12 protein-coding genes are annotated in these 11,604 nt (G+C 57.5%); 5 read left to right on the top strand and 7 right to left on the bottom strand.

Going from position 1 to position 11,604, the window contains the following annotated elements:
• Positions 1-84 precede the first annotated feature (84 nt).
• Entirely contained in the window at positions 85-306 is a 222-nt protein-coding gene (locus ABWH92_RS14710) for a DUF2842 domain-containing protein (protein WP_375569595.1), read from the bottom strand.
• Between the two features lie 164 nt (positions 307-470).
• Between ABWH92_RS14710 and ABWH92_RS14705 the strand changes: the two genes are divergently transcribed.
• Positions 471-1,577, top strand: a complete 1,107-nt coding sequence (locus tag ABWH92_RS14705) for a COX15/CtaA family protein (RefSeq protein ID WP_375569593.1) — start codon at positions 471-473, stop codon at positions 1,575-1,577.
• Positions 1,578-1,654: 77 nt separating this feature from the next.
• On the opposite strand, the gene ABWH92_RS14700 is transcribed toward ABWH92_RS14705, so the two are convergent.
• Entirely contained in the window at positions 1,655-2,932 is a 1,278-nt protein-coding gene (locus tag ABWH92_RS14700; RefSeq protein ID WP_375569591.1) for an O-acetylhomoserine aminocarboxypropyltransferase, read from the bottom strand.
• Between the two features lie 343 nt (positions 2,933-3,275).
• Between ABWH92_RS14700 and rplM the strand changes: the two genes are divergently transcribed.
• The 3 genes from rplM (at position 3,276) to argC (ending at position 5,652) form a co-directional block, all read left to right on the top strand.
• Positions 3,276-3,743, top strand: coding sequence for a 50S ribosomal protein L13 (gene rplM / locus ABWH92_RS14695; protein ID WP_375569589.1), 468 nt, complete (start codon positions 3,276-3,278; stop codon positions 3,741-3,743).
• On the top strand, positions 3,743-4,249 hold the full coding sequence (rpsI, locus tag ABWH92_RS14690) for a 30S ribosomal protein S9 (protein ID WP_375569587.1): 507 nt from the start codon (positions 3,743-3,745) through the stop codon (positions 4,247-4,249). Before rplM ends, rpsI begins: the two co-directional genes overlap by 1 nt.
• A 350-nt stretch (positions 4,250-4,599) precedes the next feature.
• The gene (argC, locus tag ABWH92_RS14685; protein ID WP_375569585.1) at positions 4,600-5,652 is read left to right on the top strand and encodes an N-acetyl-gamma-glutamyl-phosphate reductase; all 1,053 of its coding nucleotides are present in this window, start codon (positions 4,600-4,602) and stop codon (positions 5,650-5,652) included.
• 6 nt (positions 5,653-5,658) lie between these two features.
• On the opposite strand, the gene rnhA is transcribed toward argC, so the two are convergent.
• From rnhA to ispH, 3 genes are read right to left on the bottom strand one after another with little or no spacing between them, the layout of a single operon-like run.
• Positions 5,659-6,132 (bottom strand): ribonuclease HI, encoded by a 474-nt coding sequence (gene rnhA, locus ABWH92_RS14680; RefSeq protein WP_375569583.1) that lies wholly within the window; start codon positions 6,130-6,132, stop codon positions 5,659-5,661.
• On the bottom strand, positions 6,113-7,084 hold the full coding sequence (gene thrB / locus ABWH92_RS14675) for a homoserine kinase (RefSeq protein ID WP_375569581.1): 972 nt from the start codon (positions 7,082-7,084) through the stop codon (positions 6,113-6,115). Before thrB ends, rnhA begins: the two co-directional genes overlap by 20 nt.
• 9 nt (positions 7,085-7,093) lie before the next feature.
• Positions 7,094-8,089, bottom strand: coding sequence for a 4-hydroxy-3-methylbut-2-enyl diphosphate reductase (gene ispH, locus ABWH92_RS14670; RefSeq protein ID WP_375569579.1), 996 nt, complete (start codon positions 8,087-8,089; stop codon positions 7,094-7,096).
• A gap of 111 nt (positions 8,090-8,200) precedes the next feature.
• On the opposite strand from ispH, the gene ABWH92_RS14665 reads away from it, so the two are divergent.
• Positions 8,201-9,160 carry a ChaN family lipoprotein gene (locus ABWH92_RS14665; RefSeq protein ID WP_375569577.1) on the top strand — a complete coding sequence of 320 codons (960 nt, stop codon included), beginning with the start codon at positions 8,201-8,203 and terminating at the stop codon, positions 9,158-9,160.
• Here ABWH92_RS14665 and ABWH92_RS14660 read toward each other — a convergent pair.
• Both ABWH92_RS14660 and ABWH92_RS14655 read right to left on the bottom strand, forming a co-directional pair.
• The gene (locus ABWH92_RS14660) at positions 9,157-10,236 is read right to left on the bottom strand and encodes a dipeptidase (RefSeq protein ID WP_375569575.1); all 1,080 of its coding nucleotides are present in this window, start codon (positions 10,234-10,236) and stop codon (positions 9,157-9,159) included. The genes ABWH92_RS14665 and ABWH92_RS14660 overlap by 4 nt on opposite strands.
• A complete protein-coding gene (locus ABWH92_RS14655) occupies positions 10,233-11,468 on the bottom strand; it encodes a cytochrome P450 (RefSeq protein WP_375569573.1) in 1,236 nt (411 codons plus the stop codon). The genes ABWH92_RS14660 and ABWH92_RS14655 overlap by 4 nt, the downstream gene beginning before the upstream one ends.
• Positions 11,469-11,604: the final 136 nt, after the last annotated feature.

Here is an 11,604-nt window from a genome sequence, read left to right as displayed (position 1 = left end):
TTGCTCCAAACATCATTGGACGGGCCACGGCAGCGCTTGGCGTAAGACAGATAGAGATGGTGTGAAAAGGACTGCAGGCCCGCGTCAGCTTTGTGGCACGTCTGGCCTGAGCATCCATTTCAAAATCAGCATAGCTGGAAATGCCCAAGCACAACCGGTCACCACGTAATAGATGATCGAGAAGACCTGAGATGCGTCCTCCAGCAGACGCACACCGAGCAGCATGATCAAGAACGCGTAGACGATGATGAACGCCAGTAGGAGAAACGTTCCGATCAGTTTGCGCGCACGCGTAGGAAGGGCCATGACATGATCCGGTCTTATCGATGATGGGCGCACAGATAAGCTGATGAACGCATCCCGCAACCCCTGATATCGACGATGCGGCACCGGGCCGCAAAGGCTGGGGCTAGGCATGACAGGGCCAGAGCGCCATAAACTAGGTTTTCAACAACAGTTGCGAAAAGCCAATGGCCGTGACCTCACCAATGATGAACGCAGACACGTCGGAGCAAACGCGCGACGCGTACCGACCCGTGCGGATTTGGTTGTGGAGCGTGGCGGCGCTCGTTTTTCTAATGGTGTTTGTTGGTGGTGCGACGCGACTGACCAACTCAGGGCTTTCCATCACTGAATGGCGTCCGATCACGGGCGCGATTCCACCACTGAGTGCCGAAGGCTGGGAAGCCGAACTGGAAAAATACCGCCAGATACCGGAGTACCAGCGCATCAATCGCGGCATGTCGATGGCCGAGTTCCAGTTCATCTATTGGTGGGAATGGGGTCATCGGTTCCTAGGCCGTCTTGTGGGGCTGGCCTTTGTCGTGCCGCTGATCTGGTTTGCCGCGCGTAAGGCACTGCCGCCAAAGTCCATGCCCAAAATGCTTGGCTTGCTCGCTTTAGGCGGGCTGCAAGGGTTCATTGGTTGGTGGATGGTCGCATCGGGCCTCACCGAACGTGTGGATGTTAGCCAGTATCGTTTGGGCGTTCACCTCACCATGGCCGCCATCATTCTGGCCTCCATCGCTTGGGTCGCGCAGTCGATGAAACCCATCGACTTGGATCTGGCGAAAAGGCGTGGGGAGGCGGCACCTGGCGCGACAATGGCCGCTCTGCTTGCGCTGTTCGTTTTGGTACAGATTTTCCTCGGCGCCTTGGTTGCGGGCCTCGATGCTGGGCTCACCTACACGACCTGGCCGTTGATGGATGGCGACTTCATCCCGCCCGCCGCCAAACTGTTTCTGCAATCGCCCTGGTACGTCAACTTTGGTGAAAACGTGCTCACCGTGCAATGGGTCCACCGCATGGGCGCTTATGCCCTTCTCGGTTTCGCGCTCTTCCATGCATGGCGCATGCGACGTGTCGCCGACGACACTAAAGATGCGAAAATGGCGTCGGCGTTGGTGATCGCTCTTTTGGTGCAGGCGCTGGTCGGCATTGTCACCCTTCTAACCCAGATCGAGATGGAGTGGGCACTGTTGCACCAGTTCTGGGCGTTTGTGATCCTGGTCGTAGCAGTGTTGCACCGAGCGCGGCTCACCGGTCACGGATACGCGCCAGCTTCTCAACCAGCATAAAAAAGCCAGCGCCTCAAAGGAAGCGCTGGCAAGAGACCGCCTAAAGACGGTCTTCAGGGAAAACCTGATTGTGATCGTTAACCGAGGGCTTTGTCCAAGTCAGCGATGATGTCGGCGACATCCTCAATACCCACTGAGATGCGCACCGTATCAGGCGCAGCACCGGCTTCGGTTTTCTGCTCGTCAGAAAGCTGACTGTGGGTTGTTGAGGCCGGGTGGATGATCAGGGAACGCGTGTCGCCAATATTGGCAAGGTGCGAGAAGAGCTCAACGCCTTCCACCAGTTTCACACCAGCTTCATGACCGCCCTTGAGGCCAAAGGTGAACACCGCGCCTGCGCCCTTGGGAGCGTATTTTTGGGCGAGCTTGTTGTACTTGTCGCCCGGCAACCCAGCGTAGGAGACCCACGCCACCTTGTCGTGGTTCTGCAGGTGTTGCGCGACGGCCAGTGCGTTGTCGCAGTGGCGCTGCATGCGCAGCGGCAGCGTTTCCAAACCTGTTTGGATCATGAACGCATTGAACGGTGAGATGGCCGGGCCAAGATCACGTAAGCCAAGCACGCGGCAGGCGATGGCAAAGGAGATGCCGCCAAGCGCCTCGTGCAGCTTCACGCCATGATACTCGTCCAGTGCTTCTGAGAGCTTTGGATAGTTGTCAGAGGCTGACCAATCGAAGTTGCCACCATCGACGATGATGCCGCCCATCGAGTTACCATGCCCACCAATGAACTTGGTCAGCGAGTGGATGACGATGTTCGCGCCATGCTTGATGGGTTGCACCAGATAGGGCGTGGCCATTGTGTTGTCGACGATCAGCGGGATACCAGCTTTTTGCGCCACAGCCGCAATCGCTTCGATATCGGTTACCACGCCGCCTGGGTTGGCGATGGACTCAATAAAGATTGCTTTGGTTTTCGGTGTGATCGCTGCTTCGAACGAAGAAATGTCGTCCGGATCAGCCCATTTCACGTTCCAGCCGAAGCTCTTGAACGAGTGATTGAACTGGTTGATCGAGCCGCCATAAAGCTTCTTGGCGGCGATGAACTCATCGCCAGGCTGAAGCATGGTGTGGAACACCAAGAGCTGTGCTGAATGACCTGAGGCCACCGCCAGGGCAGCTGTGCCACCTTCTAAAGCGGCCACGCGCTGCTCCAGCACATCTTGCGTTGGGTTCATAATGCGGGTGTAGATGTTGCCGAATGCCTTAAGACCAAAAAGGTTTGCCGCGTGCTCGGTGTCATCAAACACAAAGCTCGTGGTTTGATAGATCGGCGTTGCCCGCGCACCCGTGGTTGGATCGGGTTGCGCGCCTGCATGCACTGCCAGCGTGTTAAAGCCTTGGGGTTTGTCGCTCATGATTGGTCCTCACCGGTTTGCGCCCACGCCTACAGTGGGGGTCGTTCTGAATATCGAATGAGCGTTCTTTATATAGAACGCGGGCGCACGTCAATTGGGTTTGAGCTTGCTGAGATATGTGGTAATAAAATACCGCATTTATAGAGCTCTGAAATATCTAAGGAAATTGCGCACATTCCGGCTTGACCCATTCGACGCGCATTCGTATAGAGACGCCAACCTTGATGGGGCTTGGCTTCTCAAGGGTATCGTATTTCCAAAACGGTTCGTAGCCCAATGCTTTACGGCGCAAAGAGCGCTGGCATAGCACGCTTTGCCCGTTTGAAGACCAGGACCAACTCTCATGAAGACCTTTTCAGCGAAGCCCGCTGAGGTGGAGAAAAAGTGGATCATCATTGACGCCGAAGGCCTTGTGGTCGGGCGTCTTGCATCCATCATCGCCACCCGCCTGCGCGGCAAGCACAAGCCCATCTTTACCCCGCACGTTGATTGCGGCGACAACATCATCGTCATCAATGCTGACAAGGTGCTGTTCACGGGCCGTAAGCGCGAGAACAAGAAGTACTATTGGCACACCGGTTATCCAGGCGGCATCAAAGAGCGCACAGCCAAAGCGCTTCTTGAAGGCCGTTTCCCTGAGCGCGTGGTGGAAAAAGCTGTCGAGCGTATGTTGCCGCGCGGCCCACTTGGTCGTCAGCAGCTCTCCAACCTTCGCGTCTATGCAGGCGCCGAGCACCCCCACGAAGCGCAGCAGCCAGAAGTGCTGGACGTCAAAGCGCTGAATGCGAAAAACAGCCGGAGGGCTGCATAATGGCCGAACAGATTACATCTCTTGAAGATCTTGGCGACGCCATGGGCGTGGCTCCTGGTGAAGGCGCTGATACACCTGCAACCGAAACAGCTCCGGTGCATGTGCAGAAGCTGGACGGCGAAGGCCGCGCCTATGCCACGGGTAAGCGTAAAGATGCTATCGCCCGTGTTTGGGTGAAGCCTGGCTCTGGTCAGATCACCGTCAATGGCAAAGACTTCACTGCCTACTTTGCTCGCCCGGTGCTGCAGATGATTGTGCAGCAACCGATTGTTGCGGCAGCACGCGATGGTCAGTTTGACATCGTCGCCACCGTCAAAGGCGGCGGCTTGTCCGGTCAGGCCGGTGCGGTGCGTCACGGTATTTCCAAAGCACTCACCTACTATGAGCCGGATCTGCGTGGCGTGCTGAAAGCTGGTGGGTTCCTCACCCGCGACAGCCGTGTTGTGGAACGTAAGAAGTATGGCCGCGCGAAAGCCCGCCGCTCCTTCCAGTTCTCCAAGCGCTAAACATCTCATCCCAAATGTGGGTTTTTGGGGCGGGGTGTTTCGACACGCCGCCCTTTTTGTTTGTCATGCGAGTTTGGTAGAAGTCCGATGTTAGAACTTTGGCTGCAATTCTGGGACGCGGAATTTTGGGATAGTGCCGAGACCAATCAGCAAAAAATAATGATTCTTATTACTATAGGATCAATTTTAGCATACGTCGCTTCATATGTATTTGGTAAACGTCTCTTGGTTCATCGCAATTGGTATCTGGTCATTTTTGTAATTAGTATCATAGTCAGGTCTATACTTCCCGATCCTTTTTGAAGCCGACCGTATTCAAATAGTTCACAGGTAAACCGGTTATCGTCTTAATGTCCAAAACCATCAAAACCGCGATCTTGGGCGCGTCCGGCTACACAGGCGCCGATGCCATGCGGCTCGCCCTGCGCCACCCGCACCTTGAGATCGTCGCGCTCACCGCCAACACCCATGCCGGCAAGCCTGTCGGCGATGTCTTCGAGCATCTGCGCGGGCTCGACTTGCCGGATTTGGTCACGCTTGATGATGTGGATTGGACCGCCGTCGATCTTGTCATTTGCGCGCTGCCCCACGGCACGACGCAGGCAACCACCAAGGCCATCCGCGCCACCAACCCCGACTGCGTGGTGGTCGACATGTCGGCGGATTTCCGGCTGCGCGACGTTGATACCTATGCCCAGTGGTATGGCATCCCGCATGGCGCGCCGGAGCTTCAGGGTGAGGCCGCGTACGGCCTTTCAGAACATAATCGCGATGGTATCGCGGGCGCCAAGATCGTGGCGTGTCCGGGCTGTTTTCCAACAGCAGCGCTGACGGCGCTCATCCCACCGCTCGCCAATGGTCATGTCCAGCCTGATGACATCATCATCGATGCCAAGACTGGCATGTCAGGTGCGGGGCGTGGGCTTAAGCAAGGCATGCTTTTTTCCGAAGCTGGGGAGGGCACATCGCCCTATGGCATCGGACACCACCGTCATATGCCCGAAATCGAACAAGAGCTTTCCAAAGCATCCGGTCAGGCGATCACGGTCGGGTTCACACCACACTTGGTGCCCATGGCGCGTGGCGAACTGCTGACATGTCACGTCAGGCTTGCGGACAACGTGTCCATCGATGATGTACGCACCGGGCTTGTCGAGCGTTACGCTGACGAGCCGTTCGTGCTGGTGCTGGAAGAAGGCCAGATCCCGAAAACGCAAAATGTGCGTGGCTCCAACATGGTCCATATCGGCGTCTTCAAGGATCGGCTGGCGGGCCGTGCGATCATCATCGCTGCGCTCGACAATTTGGTGAAGGGATCAGCGGGCCAAGCGCTTCAAAACGTCAACATCGCGTTCGGCTTTGAGGAGACGCTCGGCTTGGAGCAGATCGCGCTCTTCCCGTGAGTGGGCCTAAGCGTCTGGATCGTAGTCGGGCTTGAACGGCGCCATGCCGGCGCGGGCAAGCTCGTCCGCGCGCTCGTTCATCTCATCACCCGCATGGCCTTTAACCCAATGCCACGCGACGTCATGATTCAGAATCTGAGCGTCAAGTAGCTCCCATAAATCCTTGTTTTTGACAGGCTTTTTGTCCGCAGTCTTCCAGCCGCGAGCTTTCCAATTCACCATCCACTTGGTGATGCCGTCTTTCACATAAGAGGAGTTGGTGTGCACCGCGACCTTGGATCGGCGCTTCAAGGCAGCTAAGGATTCAATGGCGGCCGTCAGCTCCATACGGTTGTTGGTGGTCTCGAACTCACCACCCTTGAGCTCTTTTTCATGGCCATTGAAGGTGAGGATCGCACCCCAACCGCCAGGTCCAGGATTGCCGGAACACGCGCCATCGGTCCAAATTTCAACGAGCTTCTCAGTCAAAGTCCAACCCATAAAAACGGGCGTCGTAGACGCCTTGGTGGAAGGCAAGTTTGGTCGCGTATTCCTGCGGATTTTTTGGCACCACGAGTGCGCCTTCAGGCACACTCAGCCAATCATTGAGACGGGTGACCAAAAACCGGATGGACGCGCCGCGCGCCAAAAGAGGTAGGGCTTCAATTTCCTGCCGCTCCAATGGCCGCACGCTCTGATAGCCGGAAACCAATGCACGCGCTTTGGTAACGTTGAACGCCATATCGGGCTCAAAACACCAGGCGTTCAAACAGATCACCAGATCGTAGGCGTAGGCGTCCGTACAGGCGAAGTAGAAGTCGATCAGCCCGGACACGTCGTTGTGTAGGAAGAACACATTATCGGTGAAGAGGTCGGCATGGATGACACCGGATGGCAGGTTTTGTGGCCAGAGCTTATCCATCTGGTCCAGTTCGCGCCCCATCCGCGCCCGCAGGCCTGGAAAGGCCGCATCGGCTTCCTTAGGCGCAATGCCATCATAAACCTGCCGCCAACCGGCCAGTGAAAGATCGTTCGGGCGACCTGTGGGGAAGTCAGCCGTGGCGAGATGAAATTTGGCCAGCACCTCGCCCAGTTTGCGACAATGCTCCGCGCGGGGTCTCCGGATCGCTACACCATCCAAGAACGAGATAATGGTGGCCGGGCGCCCGCAAAGCTCACCCAGCACCGCGCCATCGCGGCGCATGATTGGCAGAGGACAGTTCAGTCCGCGATCCACCAGATGCTTCATCAGATCAAGGAAGAACGGCAGGTCGCCCGCATTCACCCGCTTTTCAAACAGAGTAAGAATGTAGGAGCCAGCTTCTGTGCGCAGCAAAAAGTTTGAGTTTTCAACGCCTTCCGCGATACCTTTGAACGCCAAGACCTCACCGAGATCATAGTCGGCAAGAAAGGCGTCGAGATCCGCATCGCTGACATCAGTGTAGACGGCCATGGAGAAGAATCAGCCGTTCACAAAACGCATGTCATCGCGGGTGAGCTCAACGTCACGCAGCGCGCGTGCGACCGGAAAAAGCTCATTTTCTTGGGCCGTTTCAACAAGATCAAGCGATACCTGGAATCGATCTTTGAAGCGATTGATCACGCCGTCGACCAATATCTCCGGCGCTGATGCACCAGCTGACAGAGCCACGATGTCGCCATCGGACACAGAGTCCAGATCGATATCCTCCGGCCCTGCGATCAAAAGGCCTCGCGTTGCACCAGCCCGCTCAGCCACTTCGACCAGCCGTTTGGAGTTGGAGGAATTTTGTGCCCCGACCACCAAAAACAGGTCTGTGCCAGGAGAAGCGGCCTTCACCGCTTCCTGACGGTTGGTGGTGGCGTAGCAAATGGATTCGCCCGCTGGGTCAGCGATCTCAGGGAACTTGACCTTCAGCGCGTCGATCACCTCCATCGTGTCATCCACCGACAGAGTCGTCTGTGTCACGTAACCCAGCATGGTCGGATCGGGCGGGGTGTAGGCGGCCACATCATCAGGCGTTTCAATGAGATCCACCGCACCCTCGGGCAACTGGCCCATGGTGCCCACCACCTCAGGGTGGCCGGTATGGCCAACCAGCACGACCTGACGGCCAAGCTTCATGTGTCGTGCCGCCTGCTTGTGCACTTTGGAAACAAGCGGACAGGTGGCATCGAAATAGAGAAGGTTCAGTGCCTCAGCATGGGCGGGCACAGATCTCGGAACGCCATGGGCTGAAAAAATCACGGGCGCGTTGGAGCCTGTAGGAATCTCATCCAGCTCTTTGACGAAGATCGCACCCTTCTCGCGCAACCCGTCCACGACATAACGGTTGTGAACGATCTCATGGCGTACATAAACTGGCGCGCCATAGCGCTTCAGGGCCATCACCACCATTTGAATGGCACGGTCAACACCGGCGCAAAAACCGCGCGGTCCGCAAAGGCGAAGGGTGATGGAGGGTGATGCATCTGCCATGACCTGTCCTAACCGCTGTCTTTGGCAATGAAAAGATGACTTTGGAGCATAGCGTCCGCGCCTTTTGGCCCTACATTAGAGATGAAACACCGACACCTTGAAAGGTTCCCCATGCGTTTTGCCCTTCCCATTGCTTTGCTGGCGAAAACCATCGCGCTCGCTGCAACATTTGGTGTGTTGACGGCACCAGCTCAAGCGCAGAGCGAAGGGGGCACGGACGCTTGCGCTTTCGACACTGTGATTGATCTGCGCACCGGCGTACCAACAACTGCGCAGCGGCTGTTTGGCGAGGCCGGCAACACGCAGCTCGTTTTTTTAGGCGAGCGACACGGCACGCCGGAGCATGTGGCTTTGGCATCGTGCATCTTGGCGGCCAAAACCGGCAGCCGTCCTCCTGTTTTGGCGCTGGAACATGTGCCTGCCAGTGCGCAGAGCGATCTGGACGATTGGCGTCGTAACAGTGCGTTTGACACTGATCTTTTTGCCGACACGGTCGATTGGGAGAGCCTTGGCTGGCCGGACTTCAACATCTATCGCCCGCTGATTGAAACCGCTGGCACGTCTCGCGCTCATGTCGTGGCCACCGATTTGCCGCAGCCAGGTTCCGGTGGTCCATCCTTCGATGCCTTGTTGGAAGTGGCACCGGCTTACGGTCTGCAAACCGCTGAGATCGTGGAGGCTTGGATTCCAGATATGATTGCCGGTCACTGCGGGTTGATCGATGAGGAAGCCGCGGCGCGCATGGCGTTGGCACAAATGGAGCGTGATCGGATTATGGCCGGACGTTTGATCGCCGGACGTGGCCGTGGGCCCTCAACGCTCTATTTCGGCGGCAAGGGCCATGTGCGAATGGATCGCGCCATTCCCTATCTCATTGGTCGCACCGACCGTCCGCCCAGCATGCTGACCGTGGCCGCTTACACGGTGGATGAGTGGGAAAGCCTACTCGAAGCAGGTCCAATCCGCGAGCAGGGCCTCAACGCACAGTATGACATCGTGGTTGTTGCCGGAGAGTCGAACCCGACCGATGAGTTTCTGTGCGAGCAGATGCGCGCGATTATGGGTGGTTAAACACCTTGGGTGAGGCGAATGACGCGCATCCAGTTACCGTGGCAAATTCTGGTGATGAGCGCTTGGCCATAGCCACGCGCTTCCATCGCCTGCACCAGCACCGGCAGCCCGGCCACTGAGCCGATCTCAGCAGGCACCACCGCGCCATCAAAGTCAGAGCCTAACGCCACATGATCCTCGCCCATGCGTTTGATCATGTAGTCCAGGTGCTCGATCATCAGCAAAACGGGGGTGTCGCTCAGCATTCGACCGTCCGCGCGCAGAAAAGCGGCGGCGAAGTTGAGCCCGACAACGCCACCAGATTCGGCAATCGCATCCAACTGCTTGTCCGTCAGGTTGCGGGCGTGCGGGCAGAGCGCGTGGACGTTGGAGTGGGTGGCGACCAGCGGCGCATCGGATAGCTTTGCCACATCCCAAAACCCGGCTTCGTTGAGGTGAGCCAGGTCAATCATGATCTTCAGCGCATTGCATTTGGCGATGAGGCGCCCGCCATGCTCCGTCAGCCCGCCGCCTATATCGGGTGACCCTGGAAAGCGAAACGGCACACCCTCGCCATAGATGGTTGGGCGACTCCAAACGGGACCGAGCGAGCGCAAGCCTTGGGCATAAAACTCATCAAGAACCGCAAAGTCTGGATCGATAGCCTCCGCGCCCTCCATGTGCACAAAGGCGGCGATCCCATCTGATGCCATCACGTTCTCAATTTCATCGGCGCTTGTGCAGATGGTTACTGAGCCCTCGGCGTCTAAAGCTTTGAGCGTGTCGAGTTCCACGCGGGCGCCGCGCAATGCATCAGCAGCCGGCACCATGGGGGGCAGGGGGATATCGTAGTGCAACGCGCGCATCGCATCACTGGGATTGCCGCGCGGTTGACGACGGTCCGTGCGCGCTCGCTGAGGCCCTGGCACCCAAATGGCAAAAAAGCCGCCCGCAAAGCCACCATCACGCGCCTTCTGGGCATCCAGATGACCGCTTGGGCGCCCGGCCTGAAACTGGTTTGCTGCCTGGACCCCGCCTGCCAAGTAGAGCCGAGCCAACAGATCATTGTGGCCGTCAAAGACCTTATGTCGGCTCACAACGACACGCTTAGGCTTTCAAGGCCATGAAAATGATAGGCGTTTTTGAAGCGCGGCGTCTCAGCCATGTGCATGTTTGGGAAACGGGCAAAGAGCATCGGGATGGCCGTCGCCATCTCCAGTCGCGCCAACGTGTGACCGATGCAGAAATGAATGCCCGCGCCAAAGGCAACGTTTTTGACTGGCACACGCGAGGGGTCAAAGCGCTGTGGGGCGGGCATCGCGCGTGGATCATGATTGGCAAGCCCAAGATGCAGGCCGATCACATCGCCTTGTTTGAAGGGTGCGCCGTAAAGCTCGCAGTCCTCCAGTACATAACGCATGAACATGTGCAGAGGTGGCGTGTGGCGCAGGATTTCCTCCGTCATCGCTTCCGGATCGGCGAGCCAGCGCATGCGCTCGTCTGAGGAAGCCAGAAACAGTGTCCGCAACCCATTGCCCATGGCGTGGACAGTGGCCTCGTGACCAGCATTGAGAAGCAGGATCATGGTAGAGATGATTTCCTCTTCGGTGAGCCTGTCCTGCGCCTCATGCGCGGTAATGAGATGGGTGAGTAGATCAGGACCGGGGCCCTGACGGCGTGTGGCGATTTCCTCGCGGACAAACTTTGTGAACGCGCGTGCGGCGGCATTGGCAGCTTCCTCAACGGCGCGGTCACGTCCAAAGGCATACATCTGCACCATAGCGTGCGACCAAGCGAGCAATTGCGGCACATGCAGCAGATCGATGCCAAGCATGCGTGCGATGGTGTTGCCCGCAATCGGTTCAGCGAAGTCGGCCAAGAGGTCAGGTGCATCACCAAAAGCGTCCATCGCCTTGTTCGTCTCCGCCGCAATCTCAGGCCCCAGCGCTTCCACGTGCCGAGAGACGAACGCGCGATTGATCAAGGCCCTTAGCCGCGTGTGATCAGGCGGTTCCAACTCAAGAAGTGAGCGTGCATCAATGGCGTCAAAGTCTGCCGTGTGAGAGTGAGGGGCATCCCAGCCGAGAGCCTCACGGGTCGTGCGATGGAGAATTTGCCGCCCCAAACGCCGGTCACGGAATAGAGCATTCACCGCATTCAAGCCGCCAAACACCCAGTGGTCATAGGCCTCCCAGAACACAACGGGTCCATGGTCCCCGCCGGCCTCATGGAGTGCGGCGTAGGACGGATAAGGGTTTTGAACGAAGGCATCCTGACGCGGGTCTATGAACAGGCGACGTGAAGCAGAGTCGTAAGGCAGTGAGCGCATGGTACCGACTTACGCGCAACGCGGGCAAAGAAAAAGCCCGGCTGAAGAAGCCGGGCTTGGAGCAACAGACAGATGTCTCAGCTCAGTACACGCAGTCATACTCTCAGGGAGGAGAAGAATAGCGTGGAAGTCATCG

It is taken from the genome of Ahrensia marina (genome assembly GCF_042140245.1).
In the GTDB taxonomy this organism is placed as follows: domain Bacteria; phylum Pseudomonadota; class Alphaproteobacteria; order Rhizobiales; family MH13; genus MH13.
This window is presented reverse-complemented; position numbering and strand designations above follow the sequence as displayed.

What these genes read in the sequence shown, in the direction of transcription:
- ABWH92_RS14710 (WP_375569595.1), bottom strand. Translation starts at nt 306, where the DNA reads ATGGCCCTTCCTACGCGTGCGCGCAAACTGATCGGAACGTTTCTCCTA.
- ABWH92_RS14705 (WP_375569593.1), top strand. Translation starts at nt 471, where the DNA reads ATGGCCGTGACCTCACCAATGATGAACGCAGACACGTCGGAGCAAACG.
- ABWH92_RS14700 (WP_375569591.1), bottom strand. Translation starts at nt 2,932, where the DNA reads ATGAGCGACAAACCCCAAGGCTTTAACACGCTGGCAGTGCATGCAGGC.
- rplM (WP_375569589.1), top strand. Translation starts at nt 3,276, where the DNA reads ATGAAGACCTTTTCAGCGAAGCCCGCTGAGGTGGAGAAAAAGTGGATC.
- rpsI (WP_375569587.1), top strand. Translation starts at nt 3,743, where the DNA reads ATGGCCGAACAGATTACATCTCTTGAAGATCTTGGCGACGCCATGGGC.
- argC (WP_375569585.1), top strand. Translation starts at nt 4,600, where the DNA reads ATGTCCAAAACCATCAAAACCGCGATCTTGGGCGCGTCCGGCTACACA.
- rnhA (WP_375569583.1), bottom strand. Translation starts at nt 6,132, where the DNA reads ATGGGTTGGACTTTGACTGAGAAGCTCGTTGAAATTTGGACCGATGGC.
- thrB (WP_375569581.1), bottom strand. Translation starts at nt 7,084, where the DNA reads ATGGCCGTCTACACTGATGTCAGCGATGCGGATCTCGACGCCTTTCTT.
- ispH (WP_375569579.1), bottom strand. Translation starts at nt 8,089, where the DNA reads ATGGCAGATGCATCACCCTCCATCACCCTTCGCCTTTGCGGACCGCGC.
- ABWH92_RS14665 (WP_375569577.1), top strand. Translation starts at nt 8,201, where the DNA reads ATGCGTTTTGCCCTTCCCATTGCTTTGCTGGCGAAAACCATCGCGCTC.
- ABWH92_RS14655 (WP_375569573.1), bottom strand. Translation starts at nt 11,468, where the DNA reads ATGCGCTCACTGCCTTACGACTCTGCTTCACGTCGCCTGTTCATAGAC.